Genomic DNA, 17458 nt, shown 5'->3' with positions numbered 1-17458 from the left:
GAGAGGACGGCACGCTTCCGGTATGAAATATTTCAGATTGATGTCTGCTGGCGTCTCAGTGCGGTTGGGACACGCGAATCTGATCACCCTGCGTCTCCACGCGCAGGTTGAAGCCGGTGGCCAGCAGACGTGCGAAGGCATCCACACCTGTGGCATCGAAACTGCCGCCCACACGCATGTGGGCCGTTTCCGGATCCATCAGTACCAACTGCTTATCGTTGTAGCGATTGAACTGGGCCGCCACATCCGCCAACGTGGTTTGATCGAACTCCAGGGTGCCATGGCGCCAGCTCAAGGACCGGCGCACCTTGTCCTGGGCGTTGACCGCCACCAGCGTGCCCGCCGGCTTGCTATACAGCAGCCCCCCGCCCTGCACGATCACCGGCGGCCGTCCCGGTTTGGCCACCAGCGGCTCAACGCGCACCTTGCCTTCCAGCACGGCCACTTCCAGGCGTTCGCGTTCCTGCCTGACCGAGAACTTTGTTCCCAATACCACGACACGATGCTCGCCGGCGTGGATGACGAACGGGTGCGCGGGATCGGGCTTCACATCAAAAAATGCCTCGCCCTTGTCCAGCCACACGTGGCGCAGCGAGGGGTCCACCTGCGCGCGCAGCTGCGTGTGCGTGTTGAGCTCCAGGCGGGAACCGTCCGACAGGGCGATCACCTCCCGGCCGCCAACCTCGGTGCTGTAGCGCGTGCCAGGGCCCCACCCCGTGAGGGTGAACAGCACCGCCAGCATGGCAACACTGGCGGCAATGGCCCAGCGCATCGGCTCTCGCCAACGGTGTATGCGTGGCGGCTGCACGGCGCGTACCGCCGCCAACCGGTCTGCGCGCGTCCACACCGACTTCAAACGAAGCCAGGCCACACGATGGGCGGTGTCCTGTTCCAGCCAGGCTTGCAGCTGCATCTGGTCCTGTGCAGTCCATTGCGGGGACTCGGCACGGTTGATCCATTGCGCCGCGACCTGTTCGATGTCCTTGTGTGGGCTCATGGCTGCGAACGTTCCTTGTTGAAGCGCCGTGACGGACGCTGAATCTTGCCGGTACCGCCGAGCATGAAGTCGGCCAAGGCCCGCATGCCCAACAGGGTCTGACGCTCCACCGTATCTTCGGCGATCCCTAACCGTCCGGCCACTTCGCGCTGGGATAGGCCGTAGATCTTGCGAAGTTCCACGATCTGTCGACATTTGTGGGGCAGTTTCTGCAAGCCTTGCTGCAAGCGGCGCAGTTCATCACGAGCGCCTAAGTGTCGCTCCGGCGTGACCTCATCGCTTTGCATGACCGCCTGCTCCACATCGGCCATCGCTTCAATGGATACGATGCGAGAGCGGCGAATACGATCGATGAGCAGGTTACGTACGGTGGTCATGACAAAGGGCTTGGTCTGCGCGGGCAAGCCCCGTCGCGCGGCTTCATAGATGCGTGCGTAAGCCTCCTGCCTAAGATCAGGAATCTCGCTGTCCTCATGTCCATGCCGGCGCAGGAAGGCATGGATCAAGCCTTCCAGGGGCAGGACATGGGATATGAACCACTCATCCAGCGCCGTGGTCACCGGGGTACTCGCTGATTCATCAGGCAGGCTCAAGCACGTCCAATCACTGGGACGAGTGCATGGGAAAAATCCGGTACGCCTCACCCCGCCGGCACGTTCGGCCGGCGGGACTGCCTCAGATCTTGAAGTCGTCGAAGGCCACCTGGCTGTCGGGTACACCCAGCCGAGTCAGCAGCTCGCGTGTGGCCTTAAGCATGGCTGGCGGTCCGCACAGGTAGAACTCGCAATCGGCCAAAGCCTGATGAGCCTTGAGCAGGCGGTCATGCGCTACCTCATGCACCAGGCCCCGCAATAGCGCATCGTCGTTCTGCGCTTCATCCGACAGCACCAAGTGCCAGCTGAAGTTGTCGTGCTGTTGGGCCAGGCGCTCCATCTCCTCGATGTAGGGCGCTTCCTTGAGACTGCGCGCCCCATACCAGAAGTGGATCCGCTCAACGCCCTGCCCCGCCAACAGCGTCCGAATCATCGCGCGCAGCGGGGCCATGCCAGCGCCGCCGCCGATGAACACTTTCTCCCGTCCGTGAGGCTTGAGCGCAAAGTCGCCGAAGGGGCCGCTGAAGCAGACCCGATCCCCGGGCGAGAGCGTATACAGGTAGGTCGAGCCCCTGCCAGGAGGATGGCGTTTCTTGTCCGATCGTCCAGGACTGAAGCGGGCCAGCAAGGTCAGTCGCCCCTGTGCCTGATCGACAGGCAAAGCAAGCGAATACGCCCGACGGACCGGTTCGCGGTTGACCAACTTCTCGGGCAGGTCCACGCCCGCCCACTCCTGATGGTGGTGCTCGGGCCGCACGAGCTTGTTCACCGGTACCTCGTAGTTGGGCACATGCACCTGCAAATAAGCGCCAGGTTGATATTCAGGACCGGGGGCCTCGTCGGGCTTGAGCACGATCTCGCGCAGGAAAGGCGTCACCGCCGTGACCTGTTCCACGGTGGCGCCATACTCGGTCCACAGGCTGGCCCCGCCAGCCACCTCGACATCGGTATCTTCCGTCACGGCCAAGTTGCAGGCCAGGCGATAGCCCATCTTGACCTTGCTGGCACCCAAGTGGGCGCGATCGGCCGCGGTAGCTTTGGGCGCCACGCCGCGGAAGCGCACCTCGCACAGACCACAGCTCTGCCCTCCTCCACAGTTGGAAGGCAGTTGCACGCCCTCGCGTGCCAGCGAGACGTAGACGTTGTCGCCTGCCGACGCTCGTACGGTGCGCAGCCGTGTCCCATCCGGACCGAATACCGACAACTCGCGGGCCGGACGCCAGCGGCGCGGCACGAACTCGCTCCAATGGAAGCTGGCAAACAGCAGCCAGATGCCGGTCAGGGCCAACCACAGACCGCCGATTGCGGCCGTGACCACCAGCGGGTTGTTGAAGTTCTTGCGCCCGGTGTAGTCCATGATGTGCAACATCCAGAACACATCGAACAGACGCCAGGTCTTGTTGCGGTGGTAGAGCACTTCGCCCGTCTGGGCAGACAGGTACACCGTGGTGTCCTGACCATCGTCGGTATCCACGCGCCACAGCCGCCCTTCGTGATCGCGCACCTCACCACTCCACTCCAACAGGCGCGGCGCTTTCAGGGTCCCAGGTCCGGTGTAGGAAGCTTGGGCCAGGCGCGTGGCCCAGGCCGAATCCAAGGAGATCGGCTGGCCCGTAACGGCGTTGGCCAAGGTGATACCTTGCGCATCGGCCAATTGGTACACCGGCGTGTCCAACAGCCAGCCCGAACTCACGCGGCTGATTTTCTTGTTGCCACCCAGAAAGCTGGCCGGCGAGCGGGCATTGGCAGGCCACTCATGGGCCGCATGCTCGTGGGCCTGGAACTCATGGCCCTGTACCTGATCGTGGTCCAGCCAGCTCATCATCACGCCACTGGCCATCCAAAGCAGCAACTGCAGGCCGATGATCAAGCCGACCCATTTGTGCAGCGTTCTCATCCAGGGCGTCATGCTGCGGCCCTCCTGCGAAAGCTGTAGAACAGCAACCAAGCACCACTGAGCACGAACACCAAGCCAACCGCCGAGGCCACGCGCAACAAGGTGTTGTTGACGTCCGAACGGGCCTCGTAGTCCATGATGTGGAACATCCACAGGAAATCGAACCAGCGCCACAGGCTGTGCCGCCGCGCCAGTAACTCGCCGCTGTAGGGCGAGAAATACAGGGTGGTTTCACCGGCATCGGCGTAGTGCACCGCCCACATGGGAACCGGGCGGGTGGCCACTTCTTGCGGCGCCTGGGTAACCCACTCGACCCGAGCTACGGGTGCCTGGCCTTGATAGACATCTTTTGCCAAGGCGATCGCCATCTGCTGATCACCTGGGGAGAGCACCTCCCCCGTCGTGGCGTCCAGCAAGTACACCTGATCGCGGGCATGGATCTCATAGACATCCCGCTCTAGCAGGCGCTTGAGCTTGACCTGGGTCATGCCCGGGTAGCGGCGTTGCAGTTCCTCACCTGACAAGTGTGTGGGTGCTACCAGCGGTTGCTGATGCGCATGGGCCAGGTGATCGCCATGGATGATGTCCAGGGAAATGACCGTCATGTAAACGCCGCTGATCATCCACAGCAGCGCTTGCACGCCGATGATCAGGCCAATCCATTTGTGGGCCTTACGCGCCCAGAAAGCCGATTTCATAGTGATCTCGTTCGACAGGAAGACGACACCTGCCCCCGTCACACGGACGGGGACAGGTGAAGCGGGCCTTACCAGTGGTAACCCACGCGTGCATACCAACGACGACCCAGCAGGTCATACGTCATCGTGTCGGTATTGGCGTCGGTGTAGCTCTGGATGAACGGGGCTTTCTTGTCGTACAGGTTGTCGATGCCGAAGGACACATCGAAGGTCTTGTTCGGTGCGTACTTGAGCTGGACATTGTGGTAGGTCACGCTGGGGGCATGATCGCCAATGTCGCCGGGGCTGGCGTTGATGTCATCCGCCTTGCCGATGTACTGCAAGCTGTATGAGCCGGACCAGGCTTCGCGCTCCATCGTCAGCGAGGTCAAGGCGCGCCAGTGAGTGAAGCTGCCACGGCCACCGGTGATCTTGCCGGCGTACTCGATCACCTCCGCGCCCGGGAACGGCCGCACGTCGTACTGGTCCAGGTAGGACACATCCACACTCAGAGTCGAATCGAACCCAGCGACCGCGAACTCGTACAGACCGCCCAGGTCGATGCCCCGTACCCGCTCATTGGCGGCATTGACCGGCTGGGACGACAGGAAGTCCACTTCACCGGTGATCGGGTTGCGGGTGAAGTTGTCATTGCCGCAGAACGGATGCGCCAAGCCCGGGGTGTTGTAGCAGATCGACAGCTTGGTTGAGCCATCGATGCGCTGGATGGCGTTGTCGATCTTGATGTTGAAGTAGTCCACCGTCAGCGTCAGTCCCGGCAGGAAGCTCGGGGTCCAGACCGCACCCACGGTCAGGGACTTGGCATCTTCCGGCTCCAGGTTAGGATTGCCGCCAGAGGTGGTGAGGATCGTGTTGCCCGGCTGCACGTAACCTGCCGGCACACCGTACGACTGGCAGTTTTGACGCACTACCGAATCAGCCGGCAAGCTACTCCAGCCGCTACAGGGATCGGTCGTGGTCAGGTTGCCTTCGGCCACGCCGCCAAACAACTCGGGGATGTTGGGGATGCGGAAAGCCGTGGCGTAGTTGGCGCGCACTTTCAAGGACGGCACGATCTGCCAATCCAGGCCTACCTTGTAGTTCACGTCTTCCCCGAACAGGTCGTAGTCGGAGTAGCGCACGGCGGCATTGAGCGTCAGGCTCTCGGCGATCACGCTGTCCTGCAGCAGCGGCACGGCAAACTCGGCGAAGGCTTCCTTGGCCGTGTACTCACCGGCGATCGGATCCTGTTGATTCGTGTTGGCAATGCCCAGCACCGTCAGCGGATCGGGATCACGCCAACCACGCTCCTTGCGGACCTCGATGCCCGAGGCAAAGCCCACCCAGCCGGCCGGCATCTCGAAGAGCTGGCCGCTGATGTTGGCCGTGAAGCTCTTCTGGTCGTTGCCGCCGTTGTCGCGCGTCCTGAAAAGGATGTAGTTGAGGACCTCGGGGGTCAGATCGCCGTAGCCGAGGTAGTCACCGCACGGAATCGCGGCACCGGGGGTGTTGCTGCACAGCGCGGTGTTGAGCGTGTCATCCACCCGGTCCAGATTGGCCACATTGGTCGAGCCATCCACACCGGTGTTGCGGCCCCAGTTCAGCGCGGCCGACCAGTCCCAGTTCATGCCGAGTTGGCCTTCGATGCCCGCGACCACGCGGAAGGTATTGGTCTCCTGGAAGAACTCGCGCGGACCGGCCTCTTCCAGACGGCGGCGCTGCAGCAGCAGGTCCTGTCCGGTCGGATTGGTCGGGTGACTGGCCGCAATGTTGATCGGGCGATAGACACCCAAGCTGCCGGGCGTGGCCAACTGGTCGGACTGGCGGTTGGTGAACATCAACTCGGTGAACACGCGCGTGGTTTCATTCACCGTGCTGTCGCCGAATAGGCTGAAGCTCAAACGCTTGATCGGATTGACGGCATTGAGATAGGGATTGCCGTTGTAGTTATGTTTGGCTGCCGAATACGGTTCATAGAAATCCCCGTCACCATTGGGATCCTGATTGAAGTTCACGCGCGAGCCGTCGGCTAGCAATGCGCGACCACCGATGGTGGCCGAGCTGCCCACACATTCGAGTTGCCCGTCGACCTCACCCAAGCCGCACGGTGCGCGTGAGGCCATGTTGACCGTGCCGGTCTCCGAGTAGTTGATGCCGGCCATCAACGAGCCGCGGTCTGACGTAATGCCCCAGGCGAAATCGAACGACTTTTCTTCGCCATCACTTTCGAAGGTCTGTCCATAACGCACTGCCGCCTCGGCACCGTCGTAGTTCTTCTTGGTGATGATGTTCACCACGCCCGCCACGGCATCGGCACCGTAGATGGCTGAGGCACCATCCTTGAGGACCTCGATCCGCTCGATCAGCGCTACCGGGATGATGTTCAGGTCCACCGAGCTGTTGGCACCGGTGCCACCATTGACCACACGACGACCATTGAGCAGAACCAGCGTGCGGTTAATGCCCAGGCCGCGCAGATTGACCTGAGTAGTGCCGTAGCCGTTCTCGGCCCAGTAGGCGTTGGACTGGCTGCCGGCAAAGCCGGCCGACGCCGGCAGGCGCTGCAGCAGCGTCTCCACCGAAGTGGCGCCGGAGCGCTCGATGGCTTCGGCATCAACCACGCTGACCGGACCAACACCGGAGAGTTGCAGTCGCTTGATGTGGCTGCCGGTGACCTGGACGGTGTCCAGCGTCTTGGCCGACTCGCTCGTCGCGCCCTGTTCAGCCTGCTGAGCCAGAGCCACCGTGGAAAAACCGGCGCACAAAAGGGCACCGACGGATACCGCCAAAGGATTGCGCTTGAAGTACATGGGTTCTCTCTCCCCCGAAGGGCAATGCATGCGTATGACCCTGGTGCCCCAGACGTGGGGGCCTATGCGACATCAGGGCGTGCGTAGACGTCGCCAATCAATGGCGACCAAGCAGCATTAGCCGATGGGAGGTCGGAACAGCCGGGATACCTGTCGTCGCAGCGGCGGCAACTCGGGCGTAGGTAGGTAGGTGCTCGTCAGGGCGTGCCGGGCGGCAAAGATGACCGGCACACGCCCGGCGAAAAAGGTGAGCACACAGCTGCAGTCGCAGGAGGTGGTGCTGCAGTCGCACTGATGATCGTTCTGATCACCCTGCCCGGCTTGCTTGCCGCCGGGAAGAATTTTGTTGCAATCGTTACTAATCTTGGCGCGTTCATTGACACGCGCGCCGCCATGCACCGAGTGGGTGCCATTCACCGCGCCTGGGGGAGGAATGTGTCGCACGGCCATCCGCGTAGTGGCCTGCGCGCTAAGGATCCCATCCGCGCAGAGCACGAGGATCAGGAACATACGCAGTAGCACGCGAAGCGACGGCATGAGCGTGTGGCGAACCCGCAGGTTGTCTATACCACAGCAATAACACGAGGAAATTCTTAGTGTCAACTGCTTGTGCAGCACAGCATCGAAAGTGGTTGGACTGGTTGTATAGACATGTAATGCTTGGGCCATGGACGAACCCAAGCCGCACTACCAGAAGCTCAAGCACTTCATCCTGCGTCACATCACCAACGGCGACTGGCCCGCGCGCAGTCGCGTCCCCAGCGAGAACGAACTGACGGCCAAGTTTGGCTTGTCTCGCATGACAGTGAATCGAGCGCTGCGCGAGTTGACCGATGCCGGCGTACTGACCCGGGTGCAAGGCGTCGGCACGTTCGTCGCCGGCCCCAAGGCCGAATCGGCGATGTTCGAGGTGCGCAATATTCGCGAAGAGATTCAGTCACGCGGCCAGACACACTCGGTCCAAGTGCTGATCTGCGAGACGGTCGAGGCGCGCTCCAGTGTGACGACCAACTTCGGCCTGATACCCGGTACGGAGCTGTTCCACAGTCGCCTGCTCCACCACAGCGATGACAAGCCGGTGCAGTTGGAGGATCGCTTCGTGCAACCCAGCGTGGCGCCGGATTACCTGGACATCGATTTCCACACCGAGATTCCGCACCAGTACCTGATGCGTGTTGCGCCGCTGGAGCGCGCCGAACATGTGATCGAAGCCGAGACGGCAAGCAAGCGTCTGGCCGCGCAACTGAAGATCAACGAAGGCGATCCGTTGCTGGTGCTGACCCGACGTACGTGGTCGCGCGGACAGGTGGCCAGCTTTGTGCGGTTGATTCACCCGGCATCTCGTTACCGCTTTGTGGGCACCTTCCAGGTTGGCGCCCCCCTGACCCCTTGAGGATTTGATGGATACCTTGGAACGCTCCGCTTCCCCTACGCGCACCGTTCGCGCTCCGATCGGCACCCAGTTGCACTGCAAGAGCTGGCTGACTGAAGCGGCCTACCGCATGATCCAGAACAACTTGGATCCCGACGTGGCCGAGCGCCCGGAAGATCTGGTGGTCTACGGTGGAATCGGTCGTGCCGCGCGTGACTGGAAAAGTTTTGATCGCATCCTGGCCACGTTGCAGGCGCTAGAGGACGATGAATCCTTGTTGGTGCAATCGGGAAAACCGGTAGGCGTGTTCCGCACGCATCCGGATGCACCGCGCGTACTGATCGCCAACTCCAACCTGGTGCCTCATTGGGCGACCTGGGAGCATTTCAACGAGCTCGATAAGAAGGGCTTGATGATGTACGGGCAGATGACCGCCGGCAGTTGGATCTACATCGGTAGCCAGGGCATCGTGCAGGGGACCTACGAGACGTTCGTTGAGCTGGGTCGCCAGCACTATGGTGGTAACTGGCAAAACAAGTGGATCCTCACCGCCGGCTTGGGCGGTATGGGGGGCGCGCAGGCGTTGGCGGCGACCTTAGCCGGGGCCAGCAGCATCGTGATCGAGTGCCAGGAGTCTCGGATCGATTTTCGTATCCGCACCCGCTATGTCGATCACAAGGCCTACTCCATCGATGAAGCCTTGCAGATCATCGAACACAGCCCGACGCCGGTATCGGTGGGCTTGCTGGGTAATGCGGCCGAACTGTTGCCGCAGTTCGTCGCGCGCGCGCGCAATGGAGGTTCCCGCCCTCACGCCGTGACCGATCAGACCTCAGCGCATGACCTGATCAATGGCTATCTGCCCGCCGGATGGACCCTCTCACAGTGGGAACAGGCGCGCGGCGGTGACGATGGTCAGCGACGCGAGCTGGCGCAGGCTGCCGCGGCCTCGTGTGCCACGCATGTGCGCGCGATGCTCGATTTCCACGCCATGGGCGTGCCCACGATCGATTACGGCAATAACATCCGCCAGGTGGCGCTGGATCAGGGCGTGGACAATGCCTTTGCCTTCCCCGGATTCGTGCCCGCCTGTATCCGTCCGCTGTTCTGCCGCGGCATGGGCCCGTTCCGATGGGTGGCTTTGAGCGGGGATCCCGAAGACATCTACAAGACCGATGCCAAGGTCAAAGAACTGTTTCCCGACAACACGCATCTTCACCACTGGCTGGACCAGGCCCGTGAGCGCATCGCCTTCCAAGGTTTGCCTGCACGGATCTGTTGGCTTGGGTTGGGCGAGCGCCACAAGGCCGCGCTGGCCTTCAACGAAATGGTGCGCACCGGCGAGCTCAAGGCACCGATCGTCATCGGACGCGATCACCTGGACTGCGGTTCGGTCGCCAGCCCCAACCGTGAAACCGAAGGCATGCGCGATGGCTCCGATGCGGTCTCGGACTGGCCGCTGCTCAACGCGCTGCTAGCCACCAGTGGCGGTGCCACCTGGGTGAGCCTGCATCATGGCGGCGGCGTCGGCATGGGCTTCTCGCAACACTCAGGCGTGGTCATCGTCTGCGATGGCACCGAGCAAGCCGACCGCCGGTTGGCGCGTGTGCTGTGGAACGACCCGGCCACGGGCGTGATGCGCCACGCCGATGCGGGCTACGAGCAAGCACTGGCCTGTGCCCGAGAGCATGGCCTGACCCTGCCGGCCATTTTGGAGTGAATCGCATGCTCACCCTGACACCGGGCCAGTTGTCGTTGGCCCAGCTGCGGCAGATCGCGCAAGGGGCTGATCCCATCGCCCTGGACGCAGATTGCTGGGACAACGTCCGCGCCTCTTCGCAGGCCGTGCAGGCCATCGTGGCCGCTGGCGAGCCGGCCTACGGCATCAACACCGGCTTCGGCAAACTGGCCAAGGTCCACATCCCACGCGAGCAACTGGAACAGTTGCAAACCAACCTGGTACGTTCGCACGCCGTGGGCATGGGGCCATTGCTCGACGATGCCTGCGTGCGCCTGATCTTCGCCACCAAGATCGCTTCCCTGGCGCGGGGCTACTCGGGTGTGCGCGAGCAGACGCTGACCACCCTGATCGCGGTCTACAACGCCGGGATCTGGCCCTGTATCCCCGCCCAGGGTTCGGTCGGTGCATCCGGTGATCTGGCCCCCTTGGCGCATCTGACCTTGGCGGCCATGGGCGAAGGCCAGGTACGCGTCGACGGGCAGATCATGTCGGCCAGCCAAGCGCTGCAAGACGCCGGGATCGCTCCCATCCGACTGGCCGCCAAGGAAGGGCTGGCGCTGCTCAACGGTACCCAAGTGTCCACGGGTATTGCGCTGATGGCGCTGTTTGCTGCCGAACAAGTCTATGCAGCCGCCGTGCTAACCGGCGCGATGAGCGTGGATGCGGCATGCGGCTCCGATGCTCCGTTCGATCCGCGCATCCACGCCGTGCGTGGCCAGCCGGGCCAGATAGCAGTGGCTGCGCACTACCAGCGGCTGCTGGCCGGCAGTGCCATTCGCCAATCGCACCTTCACAACGACACCCGCGTGCAAGACCCTTACAGCCTTCGGTGTCAGCCTCAGGTCATGGGCGCGGTGCGCGATGTCATGCAGCACGCCGCCCACGTGCTGCTGACCGAAGCCAATGCAGTCTCCGACAATCCGCTGGTATTCACCGACACCGGCGAGGTGATCTCCGGCGGCAACTTCCACGCCGAGCCGGTGGCCTTTGCCGCGGACCAGCTGACGATGGCGGTGTCCGAGATTGGCGCACTGTCGGAACGGCGCATCGCCCTACTCATCGATGCCACGATCTCCGGCTTGCCCGCCTTCCTGGTCGCCAATCCGGGCGTGAACTCCGGCTTCATGATCGCGCACGTGACCGCGGCCGCCCTGGCCAGCGAGAACAAGACCCTCTCCCACCCGGCCAGCGTGGACTCCCTGCCCACCTCGGCCAATCAGGAGGATCACGTCAGCATGGCCACCTTCGCCGCGCGCAAGTCGCGCGAGGTAGCCGACAACGTGCGCCGGATCGTGGCCATCGAGCTGCTCGCCGCCTGCCAAGGCATTGAGTTCAGGCGGCCGCTGGCGTCTTCGCAGGCATTGGAGGCAGTGCATGCACAGGTGCGTAGCGAGGTCCCCCGCTACGATGAGGATCGCTATCTGGCCCCGGAAATGCAGGCGATGGAAGCCTTGATCGAGCGGGGCGGTTTGCGCGCGTTCCTGGACTGGCCGCTGCAGGATCTGCGCGCGTGAATCTGGCGTGGCACGGACGCGTGGACCTGCCGGCCACCGCCGATACGCAACGCTGGCACCAACGGGTGGTCTTGGACCCGCAGCCTGAGGCGCCCGGCATTGCTCTGCTGGGATTTGCCAGCGATGAAGGGATTCGTCGTAACAGCGGCCGACTGGGCGCCGCACAAGGACCCGGTGCACTTCGCAACGCCTTGGCCAACCTGCCCGTGCTCCACTGTGCTCCGCTCTACGATGCGGGCGACATCACCTGCGCGGATCAGGCATTGGAGTTGGCGCAGGCCCACTACTCCCATCGAGCGCAGCAACTGCTGGATCAGGGACATTGGGTGATTGGTCTGGGCGGCGGGCACGAGATCGGCTATGCCAGCTACGCCGCACTGCGGGGTCACCTGGGCGCATCCAACGCTCGCATCGGCATCTTCAACTTCGATGCACACTTTGATCTGCGTGAGCAAGGCAGTGCGAGCTCGGGCACGCCCTTCCTGCAGGCACTGGAGCATGCCCGCAGAAGTGGCTCCCCGCTGCAGTATCACTGCATTGGTGTAAGTCGATCCGGCAACACACCGCGTCTATTCGCCACGGCCGAGCGCGAAGGCGCCCATTACCTCACCGATGACGTGCTGTGCACCTGGAACTGGCTGGCACAGGCTGAGGTGCTGCGTGCGTGGTGTGAGGCGGTTGACGTGATCTACCTGACGCTGTGCCTGGACGTGCTGCCGCAGGCTGTGGCCCCGGGCGTGAGTGCCCCCAACCCACGCGGAGTGAGTCTGGAGGTCCTGGAAGCCCTGCTGGATCTGGTCATGGCCTCGGGCAAGGTACGTGTGGTCGACGTGGCGGAACTGTGTCCGCCCTTGGATCCGGATCAGGCCACCGCACGTGTGGCCGCGCGTTTGATCCACCGCATGGTCAGTGCGCACGCTCAATGGGGTGATACCGGCTGGCAAAAGGCAGTGAGCTAGCGGGAGCGCTCAGCCAACAGTTGCTTCATCTGCGCGATCTCCTGTGTCTGCGAGGTGATGATGTCTTGGCAGAGCTTCACCAACTCAGGGTCCTTCAGGCGATTCTCCTCGCACATCAGGATGGCGCCAGCGTGGTGGGGAATCATCGAACGGATGAACTGCTTGTCAGTGACCGCTGCTTGCGTGCGAATTCCCCACCAGCAGAACAGCATGAACGCGAGCGTCAGAGCAGCCAGAATCAGATTGCGTCGACGATCGGGGTACATGCTGGACATGAGCCACAGCTCGATCAGCAGCATGGGAGCGGCCATCAGGCCCGCCATGTAGAACTGGTTGACGTTGTTATAGACGTTGGCCCACTGATCGACCATGGCGTACATCAAGGCGTACATGGCCACGAAAGACAGGCCCATCATCAACAACAGGCGGCCATAGTGGCCTTGATGCCCTTGCTGGGCCTGGTGGGCAGGTGGGTGCGAGGCGTGCGGCTTTGCGTGCCGGGACTGCGGGTCGTGCGCGTTTTCGTGCGTACCGTGCGAAGAGGTCATAACAATCTCCGTGGGAATGGCAGAACGGCAGAAGAACCTGGGAGCCGCTGATGCGGCTCCCAGGCCGACAACACTTACATGCCCTTGCCGGCAGCGAATTCCTGCGGGCTCAGCTTGCCGTCCTTGTTGCTATCGAGCATGCCAAAGTGGGGTGCCAGCTTGTGCTTGGCCAGCTCTTCCTTGGACAACGAGCCGTCCTTGTTGGCATCGAGCTTAGTGAAGTCGGCATCGGCCGCGGCCGGCTTGTGCTGACCATGCTCCTGCTTCTTATGATCCATCGGCTTGTGCTGGCCGTGGTCGGTGGTGGGCGTGGTGGTCTGGCCACCGGCGAAGGCCGCGCCGGCCATCAGGAACAGGGCCATCATCGAGAGGGAGGCATAACGCTTCATTGCAGTACTCCTTGTGGGATATGAGCCATCAGTGACAGGAATGGCCGCGCGCAGGCTCATCGGCGCGGTCAGGGTGAGAGGTGGCAACAACGGTGGAGCCGGACAAACGCAAGGCATTGGTGACCACCGAAACCGAGCTCAGGCTCATGGCCAGGGCCGCCATCATCGGACTGAGCAAAAGGCCGAAGCTGGGGTACAGCAGGCCGGCGGCGATGGGCACGCCGATGGCGTTGTAGACGAAGGCGAAGCCCAGGTTCTGCTTCATGTTGGCCACTGTCGAAGACGAGATGGCACGGGCTTGCACGATGCGCCTCAAATCACCCTTGACCAGGGTGAGCTGGGCGCTGGACATGGCCACATCCGTGCCCGTCCCCATCGCGATGCCCACATCGGCTGCCGCCAGGGCCGGCGCATCGTTGATGCCATCGCCGGCCATGGCCACACGACGCCCTTGGGCTTTGAGTTGCTGGACCAGTTCGGCCTTGTCCTGAGGTTTGACGCCGCCACGCACATCGTCGATGCCCAGCGTGCGCCCCACGGCCTCGGCCGTCGCCTGTGCGTCACCGGAGGCCATCACCACGTGCAGGCCATCGGCACGTAGCAGGTTCAAGGCAGGCAAGGTCGTGGTTTTGATGGGATCTGCTACCGCAATGGCACCGGCCAATCGTCCATTGACCGCCAGGAACATCACGCTGGCGCCTTCCTTGCGCAGACGCTCAGCGCTGCTCTGCAAGGGCGCAACATCAGCCCCTATCGATGCCATCAAGCTTTGGTTGCCAAGCACAACATCCTGATCGGACACGCGCCCGCGAACGCCTTGACCGGTGAGCGAATCGAAATCTTGGGCGGCCACCAGGTTCAAGCCACGTCGCTGGGCTTCAGCCACGATGGCCTCGGCCAAGGGATGCTCACTGCCCTGCTCCAAGCTGCCAGCCAAGCTGAGGATCTGATCGGCATCGAAGCCGGCGTAGGAGAGCGTGTCGCGAAAGGCTGGACGCCCCTCGGTCAACGTACCGGTCTTGTCCACGATCAACGTGTCGATCAGACGTAGCTGTTCGATCGCCTGAGCATCGCGGAACAGGACCCCGACCTGTGCAGCGCGGCCGGTGGCGACCATGATCGACATGGGGGTAGCCAAACCTAGGGCGCACGGGCACGCAATGATCAGAACCGATACGGCATTGAGGACGGCAAAGGTCCAGGACGGTTCGGGTCCAAACAGGCCCCATCCGAAGAACGTGAGCACCGCCGTGGCCAGCACGGCCAGGACAAACCAGTACGCCACCTTGTCCGCCATACGCTGCATCGGCGCGCGGGAGCGCTGGGCTTGGGCTACCAACTGCACAATCTGCGCCAGTACCGTCCCGGATCCCACTTTGTCCGCCCGGATGACCAAGGCGCCCGTCCCGTTGAGCGTGGCGCCTATAACGTGATCACCGACAGCCTTCTCCACCGGAATGGGTTCACCGGTCAGCATCGACTCATCAACACTGGTGCGGCCTTCGATGACTTCCCCATCGACCGGCACCTTCTCGCCCGGTCGTACGCGAAGCAGATCACCCACGTGCACGTGATCCAGCGCAACGTCCTCTTCGCCACCATCGGGTTTGACGCGGCGAGCCGTCTTGGGCGCCAATCCCAGCAGGGACTTGATGGCCGCCGAGGTTTTGGAACGCGCCCGCAGTTCCAGCAGTTGTCCGAGCAGGGTGAGCGAGACGATGACCGCTGCCGCCTCGAAGTAGACCCCTACCCGTCCATGCTCGCGGAAAGAGTCCGGAAACAGGCCCGGTGCCACGGTGGCCACCACGCTGTAGCCAAACGCGGCGGCCACGCCGATGCCGATCAGCGTCCACATGTTGGGGCTGCGATTGCCGATGGACTGCAGGCAGCGTTCAAAGAATGGCCACCCCGCCCAGAGCACCACTGGAGCGCTCAGCACGAGCTCAATCCAGGTGCGCGCCTGCGTGGACAAGCCGGGCAGACGGTGTCCCAGCATGGCCAAGACTAGGACGATCAAGGTCAAGGGCAATGTCCACCAGAACCTTCGGGTGAAATCGCGTAACTCCGGATTGTCGTCCCCCTCCAGCGAGGGCATCTCCGGCTCCAGCGCCATGCCGCAGATCGGACAGGTGCCGGGACCTGGCTGACGAATCTGCGGATGCATCGGGCAGGTGTAGACCGTGGCGTGGGTACCGCTGGGTTGGACCACCGCTGCTGGGGCGGTCACTTCAACTTGCTGGGGAGCATCGTCCGTAGAGCGGACGGGATTGGTGATGAACCGCTCTCGGCATTTGGCTGAGCAGAAGTGATACTTCGTTCCGCCATGCAGGGCGTGGTACGGCGTTCTAGCCGCGGAGACCTGCATACCGCATACCGGATCACGCACCGAGTCTGGACCATCGCTGGCACCCTGCGGCATCGCCTTGCCGGCTTCATCGTGGGAATGAGGGGACATGGATCACTCTGGTCTGGAAGAAGGGATCGCGAGCAAACTGTCAGCTGCGTTGACCGTGCAGGACGTAAGGCTGCGTGGTGCCATCGGGCAGTACGAACTCCACCGTATAGGGTTGAACGCGTCCGTCGGGCATCTCCATGCCAGGAGAACCGGCAGGCATCCCCGGTAGCACCAATCCACGGCCTACCGGGCGCTCACGCAGCAGGCGCAGGATGTCCTGCACCGGCACATGACCTTCGACGATGTAGCCATCGATCTCGGCGGTATGGCACGAGCCGCGTCCATAGGGAACGCCCAAGCGCGCCTTGATCGGGTTGAGGTCTTCGCTGTTGTGCACCTCAACCGTAAAACCTGCTTTCTCCAGATGCTCCACCCACAGTTGGCAGCAACCGCAGGTCGCACTCTTATGTACTTTGACCAACGGCAACGGACGCTGCGGTTGAGTGACCTGCTGCGCAGCCGCCGATGTCGGAGATTGGGCGTCCGATGCCGCCTCTGAATTGACAGCCGATTCGGGGCGCGCGCATGCGGTCAGCGACAAGGCCGTGGCCAGCAGAAAGAGACAGCTGCGTGAAGTGTTCATCATGCTTCCTTAAGAGATGCCCGAGCGCCGAGGCGCTCGGGCGTGGAGCCGGGGCAGCTCCATGAAGGGATCAATGCTGGTGATCGTGGCCGTCATCGGCCTTGGGAGCTGGCTCGGCTGGTTTGGCTGGCATGGAGCCGTGCTGATCGTGCTCGCCCTCGGACTTGGCCTGCGCAGGTTGCTTTGCCGGCTCGGCCGCATGCACGTGCGTCTTGCCGTCGGCATGCACATGCGTGGTGCCTTCCTTAGGCTTGCTCATGTCCATGCCCATGCCACCTGCTTCATGCCCCTGGCCATGGCCATGGCCATCACCCATCTCTTCGCTATCACCGCCGCCATGGTGATCTGCACCCGCTTCCTCGCCATGCGAGTGCCCGCCGGTCTCACCGCCACCGTGTGAATGGCCATCACTGCTGGCTACCAACGCCTGGTAGCCGGCCTTGTCCAGCTTGGGCAGCTTCTGCAGGAAGGCCGACATGTTCCAGATGAACTCATCGTCCATGCTGCCGCCCCACGCAGGCATGCCGCTGGCCTTGATGCCGTGCTTGATCACCCAGAACGCCTCAGCTGGACCCACCGGGTGCTTGCTTAGGTTTGGTGGCGCGGGGTACAGACCCTTGCTCATCTCGGTGGCCGCCGCATCTGGCGAAAGATGACAGGTCACACACATAGCGTTGTAGTTGCCCGCACCCTGGCGGATACGCTCAGGATCATCCAGGTTCGTGGGTACCTGAAGCTTGGCGGCGCGCACCTCAATGGAACGCTCACGCGCCGTTTCAAGTAGCGCATACACCGGGCGACTATGCGGATCATCAGCGGCCACGTTGTACACGCCCAGAGAGACCGCGGCGGTTGCGACCACCGCAACCAATGCCACGCCGGCGCCGAGCCATACCCACATCTTCTTGTTGGATTTCATTGTC

Annotated in this window: 15 protein-coding genes; 4 read left to right on the top strand and 11 right to left on the bottom strand. The window is 62.8% G+C overall.

Annotated features, from left to right (window positions below):
- Positions 1–55: 55 nt before the first annotated feature.
- The 6 genes from ASD72_RS04360 to ASD72_RS04335 all read right to left on the bottom strand — a co-directional run bounded on the left by ASD72_RS04360 (position 56) and on the right by ASD72_RS04335 (position 7643).
- Positions 56–997 carry a FecR domain-containing protein gene (locus ASD72_RS04360; RefSeq protein WP_054665510.1) on the bottom strand — a complete coding sequence of 314 codons (942 nt, stop codon included), beginning with the start codon at positions 995–997 and terminating at the stop codon, positions 56–58.
- Positions 994–1590 carry a sigma-70 family RNA polymerase sigma factor gene (locus ASD72_RS04355; protein ID WP_200909222.1) on the bottom strand — a complete coding sequence of 199 codons (597 nt, stop codon included), beginning with the start codon at positions 1588–1590 and terminating at the stop codon, positions 994–996. The genes ASD72_RS04360 and ASD72_RS04355 overlap by 4 nt, the downstream gene beginning before the upstream one ends.
- A gap of 82 nt (positions 1591–1672) precedes the next feature.
- Positions 1673–3499, bottom strand: coding sequence for a PepSY domain-containing protein (locus ASD72_RS04350; RefSeq protein ID WP_056878753.1), 1827 nt, complete (start codon positions 3497–3499; stop codon positions 1673–1675).
- On the bottom strand, positions 3496–4185 hold the full coding sequence (locus tag ASD72_RS04345) for a PepSY domain-containing protein (RefSeq protein WP_054668670.1): 690 nt from the start codon (positions 4183–4185) through the stop codon (positions 3496–3498). Before ASD72_RS04345 ends, ASD72_RS04350 begins: the two co-directional genes overlap by 4 nt.
- Before the next feature lie 68 nt (positions 4186–4253).
- The gene (locus ASD72_RS04340; RefSeq protein WP_200948829.1) at positions 4254–6908 is read right to left on the bottom strand and encodes a TonB-dependent receptor; all 2655 of its coding nucleotides are present in this window, start codon (positions 6906–6908) and stop codon (positions 4254–4256) included.
- Positions 6909–7091: 183 nt separating this feature from the next.
- Positions 7092–7643 carry a CopL family metal-binding regulatory protein gene (locus tag ASD72_RS04335; RefSeq protein ID WP_155944463.1) on the bottom strand — a complete coding sequence of 184 codons (552 nt, stop codon included), beginning with the start codon at positions 7641–7643 and terminating at the stop codon, positions 7092–7094.
- Here ASD72_RS04335 and hutC point away from each other — a divergent pair.
- The 4 genes from hutC to hutG are packed head-to-tail and all read left to right on the top strand — an operon-like array spanning position 7642 to position 12560.
- Positions 7642–8367 carry a histidine utilization repressor gene (gene hutC / locus ASD72_RS04330; protein ID WP_056878751.1) on the top strand — a complete coding sequence of 242 codons (726 nt, stop codon included), beginning with the start codon at positions 7642–7644 and terminating at the stop codon, positions 8365–8367. The two genes, ASD72_RS04335 and hutC, sit on opposite strands and share 2 nt — an antisense overlap.
- Before the next feature lie 7 nt (positions 8368–8374).
- A complete protein-coding gene (hutU, locus tag ASD72_RS04325; protein WP_056878750.1) occupies positions 8375–10066 on the top strand; it encodes a urocanate hydratase in 1692 nt (563 codons plus the stop codon).
- A complete protein-coding gene (gene hutH, locus ASD72_RS04320) occupies positions 10063–11601 on the top strand; it encodes a histidine ammonia-lyase (protein ID WP_200948827.1) in 1539 nt (512 codons plus the stop codon). Before hutU ends, hutH begins: the two co-directional genes overlap by 4 nt.
- Positions 11598–12560 (top strand): formimidoylglutamase, encoded by a 963-nt coding sequence (hutG, locus tag ASD72_RS21400; protein WP_235577933.1) that lies wholly within the window; start codon positions 11598–11600, stop codon positions 12558–12560. Before hutH ends, hutG begins: the two co-directional genes overlap by 4 nt.
- Here hutG and ASD72_RS04310 read toward each other — a convergent pair.
- From ASD72_RS04310 to ASD72_RS21395, 5 genes are all read right to left on the bottom strand, one after another.
- Entirely contained in the window at positions 12557–13108 is a 552-nt protein-coding gene (locus ASD72_RS04310; protein WP_056878747.1) for a DUF305 domain-containing protein, read from the bottom strand. The genes hutG and ASD72_RS04310 overlap by 4 nt on opposite strands.
- Before the next feature lie 74 nt (positions 13109–13182).
- On the bottom strand, positions 13183–13497 hold the full coding sequence (locus tag ASD72_RS04305) for a hypothetical protein (protein WP_046934794.1): 315 nt from the start codon (positions 13495–13497) through the stop codon (positions 13183–13185).
- Between the two features lie 28 nt (positions 13498–13525).
- Positions 13526–15916, bottom strand: coding sequence for a heavy metal translocating P-type ATPase (locus ASD72_RS04300; RefSeq protein ID WP_054665487.1), 2391 nt, complete (start codon positions 15914–15916; stop codon positions 13526–13528).
- A gap of 76 nt (positions 15917–15992) precedes the next feature.
- A complete protein-coding gene (locus ASD72_RS04295; protein ID WP_080955570.1) occupies positions 15993–16535 on the bottom strand; it encodes a DUF411 domain-containing protein in 543 nt (180 codons plus the stop codon).
- A gap of 70 nt (positions 16536–16605) precedes the next feature.
- A complete protein-coding gene (locus tag ASD72_RS21395) occupies positions 16606–17454 on the bottom strand; it encodes a cytochrome c (RefSeq protein ID WP_228903386.1) in 849 nt (282 codons plus the stop codon).
- Positions 17455–17458 lie beyond the last annotated feature (4 nt).

Source organism: Pseudoxanthomonas sp. Root630 (assembly GCF_001427585.1).
Lineage (GTDB): Bacteria > Pseudomonadota > Gammaproteobacteria > Xanthomonadales > Xanthomonadaceae > Pseudoxanthomonas_A.
Note: the sequence above shows the minus strand (reverse complement) of the source record. Positions and strands in the feature narration are given on the sequence as shown.

Coding starts and splice junctions, on each gene's coding strand:
- ASD72_RS04360 (WP_054665510.1), bottom strand. CDS start 997: ATGAGCCCACACAAGGACATCGAACAGGTCGCGGCGCAATGGATCAAC.
- ASD72_RS04350 (WP_056878753.1), bottom strand. CDS start 3,499: ATGACGCCCTGGATGAGAACGCTGCACAAATGGGTCGGCTTGATCATC.
- ASD72_RS04345 (WP_054668670.1), bottom strand. CDS start 4,185: ATGAAATCGGCTTTCTGGGCGCGTAAGGCCCACAAATGGATTGGCCTG.
- hutC (WP_056878751.1), top strand. CDS start 7,642: ATGGACGAACCCAAGCCGCACTACCAGAAGCTCAAGCACTTCATCCTG.
- ASD72_RS04335 (WP_155944463.1), bottom strand. CDS start 7,643: ATGGCCCAAGCATTACATGTCTATACAACCAGTCCAACCACTTTCGAT.
- hutU (WP_056878750.1), top strand. CDS start 8,375: ATGGATACCTTGGAACGCTCCGCTTCCCCTACGCGCACCGTTCGCGCT.
- ASD72_RS04310 (WP_056878747.1), bottom strand. CDS start 13,108: ATGACCTCTTCGCACGGTACGCACGAAAACGCGCACGACCCGCAGTCC.
- ASD72_RS04305 (WP_046934794.1), bottom strand. CDS start 13,497: ATGAAGCGTTATGCCTCCCTCTCGATGATGGCCCTGTTCCTGATGGCC.
- ASD72_RS04300 (WP_054665487.1), bottom strand. CDS start 15,916: ATGCCGCAGGGTGCCAGCGATGGTCCAGACTCGGTGCGTGATCCGGTA.
- ASD72_RS04295 (WP_080955570.1), bottom strand. CDS start 16,535: ATGAACACTTCACGCAGCTGTCTCTTTCTGCTGGCCACGGCCTTGTCG.
- ASD72_RS21395 (WP_228903386.1), bottom strand. CDS start 17,454: ATGAAATCCAACAAGAAGATGTGGGTATGGCTCGGCGCCGGCGTGGCA.